This window comes from Streptomyces sp. NPDC056738, assembly GCF_042790435.1.
Classification (GTDB): Bacteria; Actinomycetota; Actinomycetes; order Streptomycetales; family Streptomycetaceae; genus Streptomyces.
This window is the reverse complement of record NZ_JBHTZF010000001.1, coordinates 504,728-524,390: the sequence shown is the minus strand read 5'-3', so window position 1 is coordinate 524,390 and position 19,663 is coordinate 504,728. Positions and strand designations below refer to the sequence as shown.

The window sequence follows — 19,663 nt, the reverse complement described above, 5'->3', positions numbered from 1 at the left end:
GGTCAGTGGTCCCGCCTAGTAGTAGTGACGTCGTCCGCCGACCTCGCGGCCGACCGCTCCGAGGATCCACAGCACGACGCCGATCGCGACCAGGATGATCCCGATGGTCCAAAGAATTCCGATACCGGCGATGAGGCCGATGACAAGCAGGATGACTCCGAGGATGATCATGGCGTCCTCCGGTGGCGGGACGTAGTCTGCGGGCGTCCCCTTCTCCTGCCGGGTTCCCGCCTCGTGCGACCTAAACACGGGCCCACCGACGATGAAGGACGCTTCGCGTCCTGCGCAGCGAGGGAGCAAGCATGGCCGACACCGGTCGCGGATACGTCAGGGACAGTCGTGGGTGCCGCCATTGGGGCCCGCACGGCGCGGCGGGACTGCTCCTGCGCCAGAACGGCCGGTTCCTGCTCCAGCGCCGTTCCTGGCGGGTCCATCACGGCCGCACCTGGAGCACTCCTGGTGGGGCGCTGCACGCCGGCGAGAGTCCGTGGGACGGGGCCCGCCGGGAGTTCGCGGAGGAACTGGGCGGTGTTCCGGAACTCCGCAGGATCCACACCTTCGTCGACGATCACGGTGGATGGGCCTACCACACCGTCGTCGCGGAGGTCACCGGGCCGTTCTCCCCGCTCCGTGGGGACGGAGAAGGGTCCGCCTACCGGTGGTGCGCCCCCGCCGAGATCGACTCGCTGCGCCTGCACCCCGGATTCGCCGCCACATGGCCGCGGTTGCTGGCCGCAGTGGATGGCGTGCACGGCATGGAGGAGACGGGGGGATGAGGAGACGGGGGGATGAGGAGGCTGAGGGATGATGAGGTTGAGGGATGAGGAGAGGGAGGGATTCCGACTCCGTCGGCCATCGCCTGGACCACGTCCAGGCAACAGGACCTTCCAGAGGGGTCTGAAAGTCGCCGGTGGGGGCACTCGGCTCCTGCGGCGCCGGTCGGCGCCTCTCCCTCGAAGGAAAGAGAAACCCGTGTACATAGGCCTGGGTACCGTCGTCCTCATCATCGTGGTCGTCGCCGTCGTCATGATGCTGCGCCGCCGCTGATCCACGCCCGTTCTCCGCGCGGTCCACGATGAACGTCGGCCCTCCTCGAGGGAGCGACGCAGCGGAAAGCGGGAGTCCGGGCCGTGGCGGTCGAGTTCCGGGCCTGGTGCATACGAGGACGTGGGCGTGGTCTGCTTGACCGGCCGGGTCGCCCCCTGCAGGGTCGGGATGCGGCGCCGTGAGGGCGCCGCCCGACCCGGCCGACCGACCCGCCCGTCCCAGGTGGTAGATGGTCCTGATCCTCAGGAGCGACGCATCCGATGGTCCTCGACCTGCTCGTGATCGGTTTGGCCATCACCCTGGGGCCCTTGCACAACAGCGCCTTCATCCTGCTGCTCTCCTCGCGGCGCGGCGTTCGCCAGGGCCTGGCGTTCCTGCTGTCGTGGCTGGCCAACCTGATCGTGGTGATCGTCTGCGTGGTGCTGCTGACGGGCGGTCAGCCTCCCGCCCGCCACACCGTGCCCTCGACCGCGACGATCGCCGCGAAACTCGCCATCGGCGTCGGGCTGGTGCTCTACAGCGCGCACCGGCGCCGCCGACCGCCCCACCCGCACGGCCCTCCACGCTGGACCGCCCGGATCGACAACGCCTCCCCGGCCACGGCAGCGGGCCTGGCCTGGCTGCTGCAGCCCTGGGCCATGGTCGGCGCCGGAGCCGCGACCGCCGTCGACGCGGACCTCTCCACCCTCACCGACTGGCTCGCGCTGACCGGCTACTGCCTGCTGGCCACGCTCAGCCTCATCGTCATGGAGATGTACACGGTCTGGGCGCCCACGGCCGCCAACGCCCGGTTGAACGCCCTGCGTGGCTGGCTGGAGCAGCACCAGGAGCAGTTGATCGTCACGCTCTCACTGCTCCTCGGTCTGTACCTCATGGCCCGGAGCATCTACCAACTGGTGGCCTGATGGGGGCCTGATGGGGGCTCAGTGACCGGGCTGCGGAGACGTACGAGGCCGGGCCGCCGACGCGGCCCGGCCTCGCGTGGTCACACGCCGCCGCTCAGGACGGCGATACGCCGAACACCTCCGAGAGGATCAACTTCGTCAACTCGTCGGAGGGAGCGGTGCCGTCGGGTGACTGGTTGAGGTTCACCAGGACGACGACGGTCGCCTTCCGCTTCGGGTCGTACCCCACGAAGCTGTTGTAGCCGGGGATCTGACCGTCGTGGCCGAGGAAGCCGGAGAAGTCGACGATCCCCAGACCGTACGTGGGCGTGCCCGGCACGTCCGAGGTGGGGACGAAACGCAGCCGCTGGCGCTGCGTCTGCGGGCTGAGGAGCTTTCCGTCGGCCAGCGCGGGGGCCCAGCGCAGCAGGTCGGACAGCGTGGAGATACCGCCGCCGGCCGCCCAGGCCCACGAGGGGTTCACGTCGGTGACGTCCATCGGGTTGCCCGCCGACCAGTCGGCCCAGGCGGCGTCCTTCCCGGTGAGCACCGGAGCGGTGAGACTGTCCACGTTGCTGATGAACTGGTAGCCGCGCGGGTGCGGGGCGGGGAAGGCCGTGTCGGTGGCCAGGTTGGTGTGCGGCATGCCGACCGGGCGGAAGACACGGTCACGCAGCAAGGACGTGAGCGGCCGGTGGGTGAGCTTCTCGGCGATCAGCCCGAGCAGGATGTAGTTGGTGTTGGAGTAGTGCCAGCCCTGTCCCGGCGGGAAGTACGGCTGGTGGCGGAACGCGATCGCCAGGAGTTCCTCGGGCCTCCACTGGGTCTCGGGGCGGTCGTCGAGCACCTGGTTGAAGCGCAGGTCCTCGCTGTAGTTGTAGAGGCCGCTGGTCATCTGCAGCAGTTGGCGGACGGTGATGTTGCGCCCGTTCGGTACACCGCGCAGATAGCGCGACACCGGGGCGTCCAGCTTGATCCGGCCCTCGTCGACGAGTTCCAGGATCACCGTGGCGGTGAACGTCTTGGTGATGCTGCCGATCCGGAAGTGCTCGTCGGCCGCGATCGGCTTGCCCGTCTTGAGGGACTCGGTGCCGAGCGTCTTGGTCCAGGTGCCCCACTGCGGAGTGCGGATCGACACCACCGCTCCGGGGATGCGCAGGCGCTGCATCAGGGCGATCAGATCGGGCGTCAGGCTATTGGCGAAGGGCGGCGCACCCGCCTTCGGGTGGTGGACGTCGCCGACGGCGGTGGGTGTGGCCAGCGCCGGTGCGACGGGGGTCAGGGCCAGCACGGCGGCGGAGAGCAGGACGGTGAGCCGGGAACGCCGCCGGGTCGGCGCGGAGGCGCGCCGGGGGCGGACGAGGGAGCGGGGGAGCCGGGTCGGCATGATGGGTCCGTTTCGTCCAGTGGATCGACGTCCCCAGGGATACCTCCCGCCCTCAGCGTCGGCGCCCCGTTGAGCCACCGGTGGGCGTTTCCACCACGACGACTCGCCTTGCCTCATGGGGCGATGACAGGGCGTCAGGTCGACGGGCCCGTGAGCCGGACCGATGGCCGGGTCAGCCCGTACCCGTACCCGCGCTCATGCCCGTACCTATGCCGATGCCAGTGCCCGTACGGGTGCCGGTGCCGTCCGCGGACTCGGTGGACGCCAGTCGTTCGCGCGCCGCGGCCCGTACCTCGGGCGTCTCCATCGGATCGTCCCGCAAGGCCGCGATCCGCTCCAGCGTCTCCCGGGCGGCAGGCACCGACGCGATCGCGGCCAGCCGTGCCGTCTCCTCGCAGTCCCACAGCGATTCGGTGTAGACGTGCTCCAGGCCGCTCCGGTCGATGGCCGCCAAGGCCTCCAGATATGCGGTCCGCTCGTACGAGTGCGGGGTGTGGAGCCAGAAGCGCCGCAGGTAGGGCAACGCCTCGGCGGCATCGGGACCGAGCCGGGCCAGACGCCGCGCCGTCCGGTCGGGACCGCACCAGGCGCGCGCCGACCACTGCCCCGCCAGTTCTCGTACGAGCCCCGGCAGGTCCTCGGCGGAAGGATGGTCGGCCAGCACGTCCGCTCCCAGCTCGGCCAGCCACGGACGCCGGTCCTCCGCCCAGCCGCGCGCCGCCGGTACGGCGAGGGCGTCGAGGCGTTCGACCGCCCGCCTGAGCAGCGGCAGGGGCCGCCGGCCGTCCGAGGTGCCCAGAGAAGGGACGAGCGGGAGCAGCCCCTCGTCGGGCTCCCTGCGGTTCAGCGCACGCAGCGCGTCGAACTTGTCCTCTTCCACGGTGCGTTCGTCGCGGAGCAGGATGAGCAGTTCGCCGGTGCCGAGCCCGTCCAGGGACGGCCTGGGTACGGGCGGGCGGTTGCGCACCTCGATCCCGAACCGGCTCCACGGCTCGGGCTGCCAGGGGAGTTCCGGTTCCTCGCCGATCCGGGCGCGCGCGACGTCACCGAGGTCGTCCCACCACTCGGTCGGCCAGCCGATCGAGACCGACTCAAGGACCCTCGCCCAGTGCGCGCCCTCGCGGATGTACGTACGCAGCGCATCCCTCGCCGCTTCCGAACCCGAGAGGGCCAGCAGTTCCAGGACGTCGCACGCCCGCAGACAGGTCTCCTCGTCCCCCGCGAGCCGACGCAGGACCGGGGTGAGGGAAAGGTCCAGATCGCGGACGAGCCGGGCCAGATACAGACAGCGGTCGTCGGTCGAGTCCCAGCGCCAGTCACGGCGGATCCCGTCGTACACGAACGCGGCGGCTTCCTGCGGGTCCCGGAGCGCCCGTACCGCGCCGAGGCCGCGCCCCCGTTGCAGCAGGCCCTCCAAGGACTCGATGCGGGCGTAGACCATCTCGTGCTCATCGCTCATCGACTCGACCCTGCCTGAACGCCTGACGGATCGCCAGGCGATTTCGCCGGCGAGGGGCTTCCCTCGCGGGTGTCCCGGCGGGGGCGAGTGCGCGCGGATTCCGCCGCGGCCTCCTGCCGTACATTCGGGCCATGACCCACCGGACGCACCCCGCCCCGCCCCGTCCCGAGCGCCCATGAGCGGCTGGTGGGCCTACCTGGAGGAGCGGACCCGCCAGGACGTCGACGCGAACGTGCTGCGTGATCACCGGATCGCGGCGGTGCGGGACGTATGGGTGGCGCTGCGCCCCCTCGGGCTGGGCCTGCACGAGGCGGAACAAGTGGTGCACGCGCGCTACGAGGCCCTCGGTGACCGCGTACGGTACCGACCGCCCGATCCCCTCGACCTCCCCTCCCTCGCGGCTCGCGCCGAGGAGCTTCCGGGCCGGATCGCCGCGATCGAGGCACTGTGGGACGGCGACACCGTGCACGACTGGTTCGTGGTGCTCGTCGCGGTCCTGGACGACCCGGCCGGTGACGGACACCTGGCGACCGTCCTCCAGCGGCGCGGCGGGCCCCGGCCGGGCACCGCCGCCGCGGAGGCGGGCCGGGCGCTGGCGGACCTGCTCGGGGTGCCGTTCCACTTCGCTTCCCCGGACGTGCCCGACGACGAGGCACCGCGCTGGCGAACCTTCCGGAGCTCGCCGGGTCCCCGGTCCTAGACTGGGGCGGCGCACGAGTGAGGCCGTGAAGTGAGCGGGTGAAGGCTGTGACCGGGAACGCCGGTGGTGTCGAGGATCCGTCCGCCGAGGTTCTCGCCGACGCGGCTGCCGCGTTCGGGCTGCTCGCCTCCCCGGCCCGGCTGCATCTGATGTGGGCGCTGTCGCAGGGTGAATGCGACGTCACGCATCTCGCCGACCGGGTCGGCGGCGCGCTGCCGGCGGTCAGCCAGCATCTGGCCAAACTGAAGCTCGCCGGCCTCGTGCGGTCCCGCCGCGAGGGACGGCGGCAGGTCTACTACGTGGACGACCCCGACATCGTCACCGTGGTCCGGGTGATGATCCGGCAGCTCACCGCGCGCTCGCGGTGAAGGCGCTGGGCCACCGAGGCCGTGGCCGGATTCCGGACGGCCGCGGAACGGGAAGGCCCGATCCGACGTCTCCCTTCACGAGACGGTTCCATCAAGGGCCCCACGCGTGACATGAGATGCCTCACCCGGGAAACGCCGGGGGGGGGGGGGCTCCTGCCGACCGGGCCATCACTTTGTTAGATTGCGCAACTACGCAAGCCGGAAAGACGCCCGCTTCACTCGCCCGTAGACCGCAGGACATGCCGCCGTACCTCCGAGGGACGGGGCTGACGGGCCCGACTGTTCATGGGAGTGGGAGATGAGCGACCCGTGGGACGGCTCGGGCGGCCAGGCGACACGCAACCGCAGGTCCCAGGTGCCCGGACAACGCACGACGCGACCTGACGGAGCCGGACTCCCGGGAGACCGGTTCACGTCCCGAGGCGGCGCCCGCTCACACGGCGGCAAGCGGGCGCACAGGTCGGGCCGCGGCAGGCGGGTGCTGAGGACCGCAGGGATATGCGTCGCGCTCCTGGTGCTGGGCACGGCAGGCGTCGGATGGTGGTTCTACGATCACCTGAACGGCAACCTCGACACCGTCCCCCTGGACGGCAAGGGCGGCACGGAGAAGGCGGACGCCTTCGGCCGCACCCCCATCGACATCCTGGTGATGGGCTCGGACGGCCGGACGAGCAAGGCAGACTGCAAGCTCGGCGGCGGCTGCGCCCGGACCGGGGTGCAGACGGGCAGCAACGCCGACGTGCAGATGGTGGTGCACGTGTCCGCCGACCGCTCCAACGCGACGGTGATGAGCATCCCGCGCGACACCATGACCCGCGTCCCGGCCTGCAAGGACGGTGAGAGCGGGAAGTCGACGGCCGGCTACTACGGTCAGATCAACAGCGCGCTCCAGTACGGCCCGGCCTGCCAGGTGGCCACGGTCCACCAGCTCACCGGCATCCCGATCAGCCACTTCGTGAAACTCGACTTCTCCGGCGTGGTCAAGATGTCCGACGCCGTCGGCGGCGTCTCCGTGTGCGTCAGTGACGACGTCTACGACACGTACTCGCACCTGAAACTGTCCAAGGGCAGCCACACGCTCCAGGGCGTCGCGGCCCTGCAGTTCGTCCGCTCCCGGCACGGGTTCGGCGACGGGAGCGATCTCGGCCGTACGGTCTCCCAGCACATCTTCCTCAGCGCGATGATCCGCAACTTCAAGAGCGCGGGCACCCTCACCGACCCCGGTGCCGTGTACCACCTCGCGGACGCCGCCACCAAGGCGCTGACCGTGGACGAGGGCCTGGGCTCCGTGAAGAAGCTGATCGGGCTCGCCTCGGACCTGGACAAGGTGCCGACGAAGCGGATGACGTTCACCACGATGCAGACGGCTCCCGACCCGGCCGACAAGAACCGTGTCGTGGTGGGGGCCGGCGCGAAGAGCCTGTTCGCGACGATCGCGGACGACAAGTCGCTGACCACCGCGTCGGGCAAGAAGTCCGCGGCGGCCTCCGCGACGAAGAAGCCCGGCGCCTCGGCCGTGCCCGCCTCACAGGTCGCCGTGACCGTGGAGAACGGTACGGGGATCACCGGCCGCGCCTCCGTCGTCGCGGCCGCGCTCACCGGGAAGGGCTTCAGCCCGGCGACGACCACGACCAACGCCCCGGTCTCGGCGACCACCACGACCCTCACCTACGGCACCGGTCAGAAGGGCGCGGCCCAGACCGCCGCCAAGGCCCTCGGACTGTCCGCCTCACATCTGAAGCAGGGCACGAGCCCCGGTCTGGTCCTGGTGGTCGGCAGTGACTGGCCCAGCGGCACCACCTACCCCGGCGGATCGTCGTCCGGCACCGACGACGGCAAGGGTGCGGTCGCCGACGCCCACGCCTCCACCGCCGACGAGGCCAAGACCTGTGCCGCGGTCAGCCCCTACAAGACGGTCAGCCTCAACGGCGTCCCCATGACTCCGGCCCAGGCCTACGCGGCGGCGCGCGACAAGCCGGACTCCGACGAGTGAGGGGACCCGCCGCTCAGGAGCCGGGGGAGTTCCCGTCGCCGAGGGGCCACGACTCGATGTCGCGATAGTGGATCGGCCCGCTGCTGCGGCCGGCGTTGCTGCCGACCAGGTGCAGGCGTTCGGCGGGCCACTCGCGGCCGGTGAACCCGGCGAGCCCGTGAGCGATCTCGCCCGTGGAGGTCCGGTCTCCCCTGCGGGCGCGGGCCAGCGTCAGATGGGGACGGAAGGGCCGTTCCTCGAAGACGACCCCGCAGTCCTTCACGGTCGTCCGCACATCCATGGCGAGCGCGTGCAGTTCGTCGAGGTCTCCGTCGATTCCGCTCCACAGCACACGGTCGTCGAAGTCGCCGCTCCCGCGCAGGGCCAGGGACGGCGGCCGACGCGCCGCGGCGAGGCCGGCGAGGGGCGGCCGCAGGAGCGGAACGGTCCCGACCGGAAGTTCGCCCAGGAACGCCAGGGTGATGTGCCAGTCCTCGATGCGGTTCCACCGCATCTGCGGATGGGTGCCGTAGGCGGGACGCAGCTCCCGGGCCAGTTCCTCCTTCGCGTGGTCGGGCGGGGCGAGGGCGATGAACACGCGGACGGTCGCGGGCGGAGTCTGATCATGCACACCAGACTTCATACCGCACCCTCCACCGGTGACGACGCCCCCGCCGTGTGCCATGGACCACGCCCGGGTGTCAGCCCTCCTCGCGCAGGCCCCACGGCGAGCCGTACTCGTTGAGCAGGTCGAGGAAGGGGCGGGGCGGCAGGGCCTCCGGGCCGAGGACGCCGGTTCCCGACCAGGCTCCGGTCGCGACGAGTTCGAGGGCGATGACGGGATTGATGGCGGTCTGCCACACCACGGCCTGCGATCCGTACTCCCGCATCGACCACTGGTTGTCGACCACGTGGTAGAGGTACACCTCGCGAGCCGAGCCGTCCTTGGTCCCCTTGACCCACGTGCCGGCACAGGTCTTGCCGCTCATGCGGTCGCCCAGCGTGGCCGGGTCGGGCAGACAGGCGGCGACCACATCCCGCGGCGAGACCTCCACAGGCCCGTTCGCCGAGGGGACCGTGACCTTCCTGGTGGAGTCCAGACCCAGCTCGTGGAGGGTCTTCAGCTTGGCGATGAAGTCGTCGCCGAGGCCGTACTTGAACGTCACCCGGCGGGCGTCGACCCAGCGGGGGATGAGCAGGACCTCCTCGTGCTCGACGTTCACGCACTCCACCGGGCCGATGCCCTCGGGGAAGTCGAAGACCTCCGGCTCGCTGAAGGGGGCGGTGGTGAACCAGCCGCGGTCCTTCTCGTAGACCACCGGGGGATTGAGGCACTCCTCGATCGTCGTCCAGATGCTGAAGGACGGGGCGAAGTCGTATCCCTCGACCGTCAGGTTCGCGCCGTCACGCACCCCGATCTCCTCGATCTCGTCGAAGAGTTCGTCGGCCGCGTACCGGGCGAAGACGTCCGACAGACCCGGCTCCACGCCCATCCCGACCAGCGCCAGCCGACCGGAGTTCTCCCAGGCGTCGGCCTGCTCGAACTGGGCGTCGCCGAGCTTGACACCGCACTGCTCGTACGGGTCCGTGGCATGCGGCGCGGACAGGGACATCGCCATGTCGAGGTAGTGGGTTCCCGCGGCGCGGGCCGCGTTGAACAGCGGCATCACGAACCGGGGATCGGTCGCGTTCAGCAGCGCGTCGCACCTCTCCTCGGTGAGCGCACGGCGCACGGCGTCCTCGTCGGTGGCGTCCAGGCGCATCGCGCTGAACCGGTTCCCGTGCTCCTTGAGGGCCGCCACGGCCGCCTCGGCGCGGGCGAGGTCGTAGTCCGCGACGACCATGTGGGTCAGGAAGTCGCGACGGGCCGCGATCCGAGTGACGGCTGTGCCCACGCCGCCCGCGCCCACGAGAAGTACTCGCATGTCACACACCTTTCGTCGCCGGAGACGAGCGCCTCCGGCCTGGGACAGATGCAACGGGATGTCCTCGGTTAAGGTCAATCATGTTGGCATAAGGGGTGTCGGCGCGCGGTGAGCCGGAGGGGTCGGCATGGCGAAACAGGTGGTGCCGGAGACGGAGCGGCGCAGGCGCCGGCCGACCCGGCAGGGCACGGTGCTGTCCGAGAAACTGATCGTGGAGACGGCGTTGCGGATGCTGCGGGAGCACGGCAGCACCGGACTGACGGCACGCAGACTCGGTACGGCACTCGGTGCCGACCCGAGCACCCTCTACCGCTACTTCGCCGGACTCGACGACCTGACCAGGGCCATCGGCGAGGAGCTGACGGGACGGGCGCTGGACACCTGGACGGCCACCGGGGAGTGGCGGGCCGACCTGCGGGCGCTCGGCCAGGCCATTCACGCCTCCTACCTCGCCCATCCCCAGGCCGCCGTGCTGACCGCCAGCCGCGTCACCGGCCGGCCGCGGGAGATCGCGGTGGACGAGACGATCCTGGGCATCCTGCGCGGCGCGGGCTTCCCGGACGTGGACGCGGTCGTCGTCTACCACGCGTTCATCGACCTCACCCTGGCCTTCGCGGCCCTGGACGCCGGGTCGCTGGCGCTGACGGACGAGGCCCGCGTGGCGGACGAGGAGATGTGGCAGTCCACGTACGCCGAACTGCCCGCGGAGACCCACCCGCACATCGCGGCCACCGCGCGGCTCCTGGCCGGCCGGATGACCCACAGCGCCTACCCCGTCGTCCTGGACACACTGCTGAACAGCGCGGCCGAACAACTCGCCTGGTCCCGCGCCCGCCGCTACCCGGACCCGACGAACACGCGACATCCCTGACGCGGAGGCTTGCGCCGACGCTTATGCCAACGCCGTGAGCGGCTTGTTTCGGCCGACATCTCCGTCGCGGGCTCTATGGACACCGCCGGAGTGGACATGCTCTGATTCCCGGGTTGATCTCCTCGGGCGCGGGCCGACGCCCGTGCTGCCGTCCCGCACCGCAGTACCGCCGCACTCCACCACCGCCGCACTGCTGCACTCCCGTACCGCCGCACTGCCGTACCGCCGGACGATGCCGCAGCCCGACCCCGCTCGCGAGCGGCACGGCATCTCCGGATCTCGACCGGCACAGGGGGCGAGCCTCCCTGCTGAGAGCAGAACGGATGCGCGTATGACGACCGCGTCAAGGACATCAGAGACCGCACGAACGGCAAGGGCGTCGAGGGCGTCGAAACGACGACGGCTGAGACTGGTGCGACGGCAGGCGAGCCTCGCCGCGGTCCTCGCCGTGTCGGCCACCATGACACTGACCGGCGCCGGCTTACCGGCCGCCGGTGACCCGCACACCCTGCGCGTCCCGACCGTCACCTCGGGGAACGCCCGATTCGAGATCCTCTCGCCCACGCTGATCCGTACCGAGTACGCCGGGGATCGGAAGTTCACCGACGCACCGACGTTCAACGCGATCGGCCGCGACGGGTTCGAGCCGGCCGCGTACAGCGCGACGACCTCCGACGGCTGGCTCACGATCAGGACGAGCGCGATGAGCCTGCGCTACAAGGTCGGCTCGGGTCCCTTCGACGCCCAGAACCTCTCGACGCGGTCGGTGGCGGGCGGCGCCCCCGTGACCGCGGCCCCCTGGCAGCGCCTGACGTGCGCGCTCGGCGCCCTGTGCGAGGCCGAGAGCCTGCGTCTCGACGGGGCTTCCGTCGCCTCGGACCACGTCGGCCACACCGGAAGCGGCTTCGCCGCCGGATTCGAGGGCACCGGCAGCTCGGCATCCTCTGACATCGATGTCAAGGACGCCGGGACCTATCAGTTCGACCTGCGCTACGCCAACTCCCGCGGCGGAGACGGCCAGACCCGCACCCGTACGCTCACTCTCACCGTGGACGGCGGCGCGCCGCAGACGGTCTCCCTGCCGGTCACGGCGAACTGGGACACCTGGAACACCATGTCGGCGAGCGTGCGACTGGGCGCGGGTCACCACACCCTCGCGCTGACCCGGACCGCCGCGGACTCCGGTGACGTCAACGTCGACAGCGTCGCCCTCGTCCGCCCCGGCGATCCCTATCCGCCCGTCTCCAGCACCGCGATCCTGGACTGCGCGTACGGCACGAGCTGCGAGGCGGAAGCCGGCCGCGTCGGCGGTACGGCCGTCGCCGCCACCGACCACCAGGGATACGCCGGCAGCGGCTTCGTCGGCGACCTCCACCAGGGATCGAGTCTGACGACCCACCTGGTCGGCGTGCCCGCCGACGGCGTCTACACTCTCCGGGTCCGGTACGCCAACGGCGTCGGCGGCGACGGCCTCCACCAGCAGCGCACCGCCACCGTGTCCGCCGCCGGCACGAACACCACCCTCTCGTTGCCGACGACGAAGGACTGGGACGACTGGCAGACGGCCTCGCTGCCCGTCACCCTCACCGCCGGCACCGACGACATCACCCTCAACTGCCCCGACACGGCGAGCTGTCACATCAACGCGGACACCGTCTCGGTGACCGCCTCCGGGACGGCCGCACCCCAGCCGCACCTCGCGCTCGGCGGATACCGCCGCGGCCTCGACGGTGTGACCGGCAACGAGAAGTCCGTACCCACCACGCCGGGCCTGCTTAACCGGGACGGCTGGTACCTCCTCGACGACACGTCCTCAGCGGTGTACGACGCCGCGGCCCACCGGGCGACACCCCGCCCCGACCACGGCGGCACGCCCTACCAGGACGGCTACGTCTTCGGCTACGGACACGACTACAAGCGGGGACTCACCGACCTCGCCACGCTGACCGGCCCGCCCGCGCTCCTGCCGCAATGGGCCTACGGCGTCTGGTACTCGGAGTACATCGACCGCACCGCGGCGGACTACGAGAACACCATCCTCCCGGCGTTCCGCACCGAAGGAACCCCGCTGGACGTCCTGGTGACCGACACGGACTTCAAGGCCGTGAACACCTGGAGCGGTTGGGAGATGGACCCGGCGAAGTTCCCCGACCCCAAGGGCTTCTTCGACTGGTCCGCCGCGCAAGGACTGCACAACACACTCAACGTGCACCCCAGCATCCTCGCCTCCGACCCCCAGTTCGCCCAGACGCAGGCCACGGCCAAGGGCAAGCTGACCAAAGGGGGTTGTGCCTCGGGTGCCGCCGTCGAGGACAACTGCTACACCTTCGACTTCGGCGACCCGGACCAGCTCAAGGCGTACATGGACCTGCACCGGACCATGGATCAGCAGGGCAACGACTTCTGGTGGCTCGACTGGTGCTGCGACTCCTCGCAGTCGTCGCTGCGGGGCGTCACACCCGACGCGTGGATCAACCAGCAGTACGCCACCGCCAGTTCCGCCGGTCTCGGCCGCGGCTTCGTCCTCTCCCGTGCCTACGGCTCCTTGCAGGCGGCCGGGTACAGCGGCCAGCAGGGGCTGCCCACCGGGCCCTGGGCCGACAAACGCAGCACCGTCCACTTCACCGGTGACACCTCATCGACCTGGGGCGCGTTGAAGTTCGAGGTCGGCTACACGCCCGGGGAGTCCGCCGCGACCGGCATGGCGTCCATCACCCACGACATCGGCGGCCACAACGACACGACAGGGCTGACCGGTTCGGAGAAGTACACCGAGGGCGGGCAGACCCGCACCACGCGCAAACTCCCCGACGACCTGTACGCACGCTGGGTCCAGTTCGGCACGTTCCAGCCCGTCGACCGGCTGCACAGCAACCACAGCGACCGACTGCCCTGGCAGTACGGGCCCGCGGCACGGCAGTCGGCCGACACGTTCCTCAACCTCCGCGAGAACCTGGTGCCTTACACGTACACACTCGCCGAGGAGGCGAACCGCACCGGCGTGCCCATCGTCCGGCCCACCTACCTGGAGTACCCCGATGAACCCCAGGCCTACGCCACTGCCGGCAGCGAGTACTTCTACGGCTCCGACATCCTCGTCGCGCCGGTGACCACGCCGGGAACCTCCGCCACCACCTCGGTCTGGCTCCCGCCCGGCCAGTGGACGAACTACTTCACCGGTGAGACCTACACCGGTGGCGGCACTCGGGACATCACCACCGGCCTGGACTCGATGCCGGTCTTCGTCAGGGCGGGCGGCATCCTCGCCACCCGCACCCACGACGTGAGCGGCAACGACAAGAACCCGCTCACCGACGTCACGCTCACCGTCGCCGCCGGCCGGGCAGGGTCGTTCCGCCTGTACGAGGACGACGGAGTCGGCAGCCACAAGGGCCGGAGCGCCACGACGACGATCCGGTACCAACAGAAGGGGGAGCGTCACACGGTGTCGATCGGCCCGGCGCGGGGCTCCTTCCCCGGTCAGGTCCAGAACCGCCGGTGGACGATCGCCCTCATGGCGGCGCACGCACCGACGAAGGTCTCGGCGACCGGCGTGAACCTGTCGCCGAGTGCGTACCACTGGGACGCCGCCTCCAAGCTGCTGACGATCACACTGCCCCGCCACAGCGTGCGCGCCCCGATCACCGTCACCTACCAGTAGGGAGGGCAAGTAACCTCCTGGAGCGACCCAGGTCCGGCCGTGGAGCGGCAGCACACCGCCTCGCACCACACCGCTCCGCGGCCGGCCGTCCCCGACGGCCCGACCTGGCGCCCATGGAGCGCAGTACAAGGTCCCAGGGAGACACCGACCCATGCAGCCGCCACCGTCACAGCCCGTCTCCCCGTCGGAGTCGACGTCCGCCGGGACACCGACCGAAGGATCGTCCGTACGCATCGGCGCGCTCGTCCCGCTGACCAGGCCCGGCTGGGCCGAGGCGGGCCGTCATCTGCTCGCCGGACTCGAACTGGCCGTCGGTGAGGTCAACGGCGCCGGCGGGATCGCCGGGAGACCTCTCGAACTGGTCGTCCGGGACACCGCGGCCGACCCACGCAAGGCCGCCGCGGCCGTGGACGAACTCGCCGGGCTGGGTGTGGCCGCCCTGGCGGGGGAGTATCACAGCGTCGTCGCGCGGGCCGTCGCCGCGAGAGCCGATGTCCTCGGTGTGCCGTTCCTCTGTTCGTCGGCGGTTCTCGACACGCTGACCGAGCAGCCGACGTCATGGGTCGCACGGCTCGCCCCGGCGCAGTCCCACGGCTGGAGGATCTACGCCGACTTCCTCCTCGGCGCGGGCCACAGCCGTATCGCCGTGGCGGCCGAACCGAGCGTCTACTGGGCGTCCGGGGCCGGCATCCTGCGCGACCGCCTCGCCCAGCACGGCGGTTCGGTCCTCGAACTCGACATGCGTGCGCTCACTCCCGCGGCCGTGTGCGACGAACTCGTCGGTCATGGCGCGACGGCGCTGCTCCTCCTCGTCGGGTTTCCGGAGCCCGCCGCGTCGATCGTCGAAGCGGTCCGCCGCGACCGGCGGTTGTCCGAGATCTTGATCGGCGCCCCGGCCGGGCAGCCGGAGTTCACCGAATGGGTCACGCGGTCGGGCGCCGACGGAGCCGGCGTCCCGTTCCTGCGCTACCTGCCGGAGCGTCCGAGTCCCCTGGGCGCGCGCGTCGAGAGGGTTTTGCGGGACGGGCTGGGCCGGGAGCCCTCCTTCGTCGCCTTCGAGGGCTACGACACGGTGACCGTCCTCGCCGACGTCCTGCGCACGCAGGGCGCGGATCGGGCACGTATCGCCGCGGCGTGGCCTGGCGTCGACGTCGAGGGGACCCGCGGGCGGATCCGGTTCTCGCGTGTGCCGGGCATCGGCGTCTGGCAGTGGTCGTGGGCGCCGGTCCAGGTCGTGGAACGGGATCCGGCCGAACCTGATCGATTCCGAGTGCTGCACTCCGGGTGAGAGCACTTGCGTGCTGCGTGCTGCGTGCTGCGTGCTGAGTGCTGAGAGCCGGGCGCTGGGTGCCGCGTGCGGCGGTCGAGCGCCGCACCCGGCACCCGCTGCGGGACCGGACGGGTCGGGCAGGGCGGCGACCGGGACGGGCCGGGCGGGATGGCCGGCACGGCCGGGACGGGTCAGGTGGTGCCGGGCCGGCCAGGTGGTGCCGGGACGGGTCAGGCCGAGGGAGCCCCGGTGATGTTGACCATCCACTCGATGCCGAACCGGTCGGTACACATCCCGAACGTGTCGCCCCACATCTGCTTCTCCAGCGGGACCGACACCTTGCCGTCGGCGGACAGCTTGGCCCAGTAATCGCGCAGGTCGGCGTCGTCGTCGCCGCTGAGACTCACGGCGAAGTTGTTGCCCGCCTTGCGTTCCATCCCCGGCGGGACGTCGGCGCCCATGATGGTGAAGCCGTTGGGGGCCTCCAGCATGCCGTGCATGATCTTGTCGGCGAATCCGGGAGGTGCCTCGGAACCGAAGGCGCCGAACTCGTTGAGCGCCAGTTCGCCGCCGAAGACCTCCTGATAGAAGGTCAGGGCCTGCCGGGCGTCACCGGAGAAGCTGATGTAGGGATTGAGACGAGAGCCCACGGAAGATCCTTTCGTGACGGTACGTCAGAGATGCACCCTAGCCGTGACGCCCTCGGCGGCGAGGCATCCGAGCCCGACGGCGCGCGCTGGTTCGGGCACGCTCGGCGGACTCCGCGGGCCGCGGTTCCTCCGGGACGAGTGGCGAACTTCCTGGTCAGGTGCTGTGCGGGTTCTCTCCCGTCGTGGTCATCACTGATCCTTTCCTGGAGTGGATCGATCACCGCCTGACGAGCGGTCCGTTGCCCTCCTACGGTCGACAGTGATCCGCCGGCCGTGGCTCACCTGACCCGACCGCGGCCGGCGGACGGGTGTGCCGCCGCATGCCCGCGTTCACCGAGGCCCGGGTGTCCGGGCCTGCGAAGGGGGAGAATGCCTGTGAGACTCATCCATAGATCCGTCGCCCGGGTGGCGCGGCGCATGGGGCTGCTGGCCACCGCCCTCGCCACGGCGATCGTCTCGGCGGTGGCGCTGGCTCCTCCGGCCTCCGCGGCGACGTACCAGTACGACTGCCGCCGACTCCTCGGGGACGGTTCCTACAGTCGTCCTCTCGCCCTCGGCAACGTCACCGGCCGGACGGTGATCGCCGTCAACTGCCCGCCGCTGACCTCCGGTGCGTTCTACACCAGGCGCTTCTTCAGCTTCACGCTCACGCGTCCGGCGCGCCGCCCCTCGTACGCCGGCGCGGCCTTCGGCCTCGACCGCAATCACCGGTCCGCGGTGAACCCCTCGCTGCTCAGCGGGCCGTACACGGTCATGCACACCGGCGCCGGACTGTGGACGTACAACCGCGCCGGTGTCGCCAACGGGCGCTTCCTGCCGCTGGGCCCCCTGCCGGGCGGAGGAATGATGCCCGCCGGCACCTACCGGCTCGAGATGCAGAAACTGACCTCGCCTCTGGGATCCCTCGGCACCCCGTGGTTCAACGTCATCGTCGTCATCTCCTGAGACACCCCCCAACGCCCCCGCAGCCGCTGGGTCCGTGGCCGCGTACCGCGGTCATCGGCCGGTGGCCGCGTGGGGCGAGGTGTTGGCGTGCTGGGCGCTGTGATCGGGGGACTCGCGAAGGGGGGGCTCCCGGTCGGGCAGGGTGGCGGCGGCGTCGGAGTGGGGTCGCGCGTACGATCGGCCCGTTCCCCCTCGCAAGGAGTTCTGCCCGGTGACCGCCCTCGTCCCGCCGCCGCGACCCGTCGCCGGTCTGATCCGCGTGGAGCGGCTCACCCGCGTCGAGGACGGTGAGGAGTTGAACGCGCTGTTCTGGCGGGCGGGCGCCGGATGGCGGATGGTCAGCAGCGCGGTCCTCGGCGGCGGCATCGCGGAACACGGGTGGGTCCTGAACGCCCAGGTCTCCCACGGCTACCGGCGCACCGATCCGGCCCGGCACCTCACCGAACTGGCCCGAGCCGTCGGCGCGCATGGGCCGGGGGTGGGACTGATGACGGCCGCCGACGTCAGCCGGTACGCCGACGCCCACGACGGGGGTGCGGAGGCCGTCGTGACGGCAGGTCTGGGGGTACGGGGCTGGGCCGCGGCCCCCGCCGAGTCCGTACGCCGTCCCGCCGCACCTGGCACGATCAACATCGTGGCCGCGCTTCCCGTGGCACTCGGTGACGCCGCACTGGTCAACGCGGTGAGCACGGTCACGGAGGCCAAGGTGCAGGCGCTGCTCGACGCCGGGTACGACTGCTCCGGCACGCCCACCGACGCCGTGTGCGTCGCGGCCCGTACCCCGCGTCCCGGGGAAGAAGTGCACGCATTCGCCGGGCCCCGCTCGCTGTGGGGTGCCCGCCTCGCGAGGGCCGTGCACGCGGCCGTGCGCGCGGCCGCCGCCGGGGCGTGATCCGGGCCGCCGGGCTGCGGGCGGGCGGCCACGACAAGTCTCCGGCAGTGCAACCGTTCGGCCCCTCAGGATGTCTACGCTAGTGAAATAGTGTGTCCCCTTCACCAGGAGCAACTGGGGGCGTCATGCACCATCACCCATCCCGCGCAGCCATAGTCGCCGGCACGATTCTCGCCGCCGTCGGCGCCACGATCCCCGCCTCCGCGGCCGCCCAGCCGACGGCCGCCGCCACGCCTACCTCGCCCGCCCGTGTCGTCAACGCCCGCTGGGCCGGGCACTGCACCTACGACCGGCTCGTCATCGACATCCAGGGCGGCACCCCGTCCGTCGCCGTGAGCCGGGTCAGCACCCTCCGTTACGACCCTTCCGGCAGGAAGGTCCCGCTCGCGGGGAAGTACTTCCTGAACATCAGGCTCTCGCCCGCGGTCGCGCACAACAGCGCGGGCAACTCCGTGTACCGGGGGCCCCGACTGGTGAAGATCCCGTTGTACAAGCTGAAGGGACTGGCCCTGACCGGTGACTTCGAAGGAGTCGTCTCCTTCGGCACCGCGTTCCAGACCAAGCCCTCGTACAAGGTGCTCAAGCTGCACAGCCCCGAGCGTGTGGTCGTGGACTTCAGCCACACCAACCGCTGCGGCTGACGGCCGACTCGCACGGCGAGCCCGGACCTCGAGCCGAGGTCCGGGCTCGCCGTGGTCGTGGTCCGGGCTCGCCGAGGTTCACGCTCTGCTCGTCGGTGGTGAGTCCCGGCACTCCGCCCTCCTCGCGTCCCGCCGTGTCCCACCGTCTTCTTCTCGTCCGTCAACTCCGTCGTGCAGACTGCTCGTTGACATGGACGCGAGGGCGGGGGGAGCCGGTCGTGCGGCAGGATCTGGTGCTCAACCTCGTGGCCTCGCTGCTGGCGTTCGGCGTGGGCTGGCTCGGCCGTACGCTTCTCCACTCCTACCGGACGAGGATGCCGGCGGCGCGTGTGTGGCGGCTCGATCGCGACCGGCGTGTGGTCATGGTCGTGGGGGAGTCGGGCGGGCCGACCTCCGCGTACCCGAAGATCCCGGAGACCGACGCCCTCGCGGCCATGAACCTGCGGCAGTTCCTCTCCCAGGACCTGGGCCTGCACGAGGCGGCGACCGTCCGGGCCAGGGCCTTCGCGATGGCGTCGGACGCCGAGGAGAACCTGGTCGTGATCGGCGGGCCGGTGCACAACGGCATGTGGACCCTGCTGACGGACCGGCTCCAACCGCCTTATGTGTTCCGGCAGTTCCCCGAGGAGTACCGCATCGTCGCCGTGGAGAGCGGCGAGGAGTACGGCGAGTCGGACGTGGACACGGCGACCCTCGTCGACCACGCCATCGTCGTACTGGCGCACAATCCCTTCGCGGCGGGGAGCCGCCTGATCATGATCGCGGGCTGCGCCCTCCTGGCCACCTCGGGGGCGACCCAGCTCTTCGCCCGCGGCGAGATCCGCGCCCTGGCCAAGGCGTACGACACGACGTCACCGCTGGCTCTCGTCGTGCGCGTCGAGAGTGTCGGCGGGTACGTGCGCCGGCCCGAGGTCGTGGCGGCCGCCCACTTCACCCAGAACCGAGCCACCCGCACCGCCCCGGCGACGCGCCCTGTCTGACCTCGGCGGGC

Annotated in this window: 18 protein-coding genes; 12 read left to right on the top strand and 6 right to left on the bottom strand. The window is 71.0% G+C overall.

What is annotated here, in order from left to right:
* Window positions 1-15: 15 nt before the first annotated feature.
* On the bottom strand, window positions 16-171 hold the full coding sequence (locus tag ACFRIC_RS02120) for a DUF6131 family protein (RefSeq protein ID WP_382778553.1): 156 nt from the start codon (window positions 169-171) through the stop codon (window positions 16-18).
* Between the two features lie 131 nt (window positions 172-302).
* Here ACFRIC_RS02120 and ACFRIC_RS02115 point away from each other — a divergent pair, with 131 nt between their 5' ends.
* Window positions 303-776 (top strand): NUDIX domain-containing protein, encoded by a 474-nt coding sequence (locus ACFRIC_RS02115; protein ID WP_382778552.1) that lies wholly within the window; start codon window positions 303-305, stop codon window positions 774-776.
* Window positions 777-1,307: 531 nt separating this feature from the next.
* Window positions 1,308-1,952, top strand: a complete 645-nt coding sequence (locus ACFRIC_RS02110; protein WP_382778551.1) for a GAP family protein — start codon at window positions 1,308-1,310, stop codon at window positions 1,950-1,952.
* Window positions 1,953-2,046: 94 nt separating this feature from the next.
* Here ACFRIC_RS02110 and ACFRIC_RS02105 read toward each other — a convergent pair whose 3' ends face one another.
* Together ACFRIC_RS02105 and ACFRIC_RS02100 are read right to left on the bottom strand one after the other, a co-directional pair.
* Window positions 2,047-3,318, bottom strand: coding sequence for a serine hydrolase domain-containing protein (locus tag ACFRIC_RS02105; protein ID WP_382778550.1), 1,272 nt, complete (start codon window positions 3,316-3,318; stop codon window positions 2,047-2,049).
* Window positions 3,319-3,490: 172 nt separating this feature from the next.
* A complete protein-coding gene (locus tag ACFRIC_RS02100) occupies window positions 3,491-4,777 on the bottom strand; it encodes a hypothetical protein (protein WP_382778549.1) in 1,287 nt (428 codons plus the stop codon).
* 175 nt (window positions 4,778-4,952) lie between these two features.
* On the opposite strand from ACFRIC_RS02100, the gene ACFRIC_RS02095 reads away from it, so the two are divergent.
* The 3 genes from ACFRIC_RS02095 to ACFRIC_RS02085 all read left to right on the top strand — a co-directional run bounded on the left by ACFRIC_RS02095 (window position 4,953) and on the right by ACFRIC_RS02085 (window position 7,838).
* Complete coding sequence (locus ACFRIC_RS02095; protein ID WP_382778548.1) at window positions 4,953-5,477, top strand: hypothetical protein; 525 nt, start codon at window positions 4,953-4,955, stop codon at window positions 5,475-5,477.
* 47 nt (window positions 5,478-5,524) lie between these two features.
* The gene (locus tag ACFRIC_RS02090) at window positions 5,525-5,845 is read left to right on the top strand and encodes an ArsR/SmtB family transcription factor (RefSeq protein ID WP_382778547.1); all 321 of its coding nucleotides are present in this window, start codon (window positions 5,525-5,527) and stop codon (window positions 5,843-5,845) included.
* A 298-nt stretch (window positions 5,846-6,143) separates the two neighbouring features.
* Window positions 6,144-7,838, top strand: coding sequence for an LCP family protein (locus ACFRIC_RS02085; protein WP_382778546.1), 1,695 nt, complete (start codon window positions 6,144-6,146; stop codon window positions 7,836-7,838).
* Between the two features lie 13 nt (window positions 7,839-7,851).
* On the opposite strand, the gene thpR is transcribed toward ACFRIC_RS02085, so the two are convergent.
* Both thpR and ACFRIC_RS02075 read right to left on the bottom strand, forming a co-directional pair.
* Window positions 7,852-8,448, bottom strand: coding sequence for an RNA 2',3'-cyclic phosphodiesterase (gene thpR, locus ACFRIC_RS02080; protein WP_382778545.1), 597 nt, complete (start codon window positions 8,446-8,448; stop codon window positions 7,852-7,854).
* 70 nt (window positions 8,449-8,518) lie between these two features.
* The gene (locus ACFRIC_RS02075) at window positions 8,519-9,742 is read right to left on the bottom strand and encodes a saccharopine dehydrogenase family protein (RefSeq protein ID WP_382778544.1); all 1,224 of its coding nucleotides are present in this window, start codon (window positions 9,740-9,742) and stop codon (window positions 8,519-8,521) included.
* Between the two features lie 127 nt (window positions 9,743-9,869).
* On the opposite strand from ACFRIC_RS02075, the gene ACFRIC_RS02070 reads away from it, so the two are divergent.
* The 3 genes from ACFRIC_RS02070 (at window position 9,870) to ACFRIC_RS02060 (ending at window position 15,562) form a co-directional block, all read left to right on the top strand.
* Window positions 9,870-10,613 carry a TetR/AcrR family transcriptional regulator gene (locus tag ACFRIC_RS02070; protein ID WP_382778543.1) on the top strand — a complete coding sequence of 248 codons (744 nt, stop codon included), beginning with the start codon at window positions 9,870-9,872 and terminating at the stop codon, window positions 10,611-10,613.
* 460 nt (window positions 10,614-11,073) lie between these two features.
* Window positions 11,074-14,274, top strand: a complete 3,201-nt coding sequence (locus ACFRIC_RS02065; protein ID WP_382778875.1) for a TIM-barrel domain-containing protein — start codon at window positions 11,074-11,076, stop codon at window positions 14,272-14,274.
* 151 nt (window positions 14,275-14,425) lie between these two features.
* Entirely contained in the window at window positions 14,426-15,562 is a 1,137-nt protein-coding gene (locus ACFRIC_RS02060) for an ABC transporter substrate-binding protein (RefSeq protein ID WP_382778542.1), read from the top strand.
* Window positions 15,563-15,774: 212 nt separating this feature from the next.
* Here the strand turns inward: ACFRIC_RS02060 and ACFRIC_RS02055 are convergent, their stop codons facing one another.
* Window positions 15,775-16,194 (bottom strand): VOC family protein, encoded by a 420-nt coding sequence (locus tag ACFRIC_RS02055; protein ID WP_382778541.1) that lies wholly within the window; start codon window positions 16,192-16,194, stop codon window positions 15,775-15,777.
* 369 nt (window positions 16,195-16,563) lie between these two features.
* Between ACFRIC_RS02055 and ACFRIC_RS02050 the strand changes: the two genes are divergently transcribed.
* The 4 genes from ACFRIC_RS02050 (at window position 16,564) to ACFRIC_RS02035 (ending at window position 19,652) form a co-directional block, all read left to right on the top strand.
* Window positions 16,564-17,139, top strand: coding sequence for a hypothetical protein (locus tag ACFRIC_RS02050; protein WP_382778540.1), 576 nt, complete (start codon window positions 16,564-16,566; stop codon window positions 17,137-17,139).
* Between the two features lie 211 nt (window positions 17,140-17,350).
* A complete protein-coding gene (locus ACFRIC_RS02045; protein ID WP_382778539.1) occupies window positions 17,351-18,031 on the top strand; it encodes an adenosylcobinamide amidohydrolase in 681 nt (226 codons plus the stop codon).
* A 125-nt stretch (window positions 18,032-18,156) separates the two neighbouring features.
* The gene (locus ACFRIC_RS02040) at window positions 18,157-18,672 is read left to right on the top strand and encodes a hypothetical protein (protein WP_382778538.1); all 516 of its coding nucleotides are present in this window, start codon (window positions 18,157-18,159) and stop codon (window positions 18,670-18,672) included.
* 218 nt (window positions 18,673-18,890) lie between these two features.
* Complete coding sequence (locus ACFRIC_RS02035; protein ID WP_382778537.1) at window positions 18,891-19,652, top strand: hypothetical protein; 762 nt, start codon at window positions 18,891-18,893, stop codon at window positions 19,650-19,652.
* Window positions 19,653-19,663: the final 11 nt, after the last annotated feature.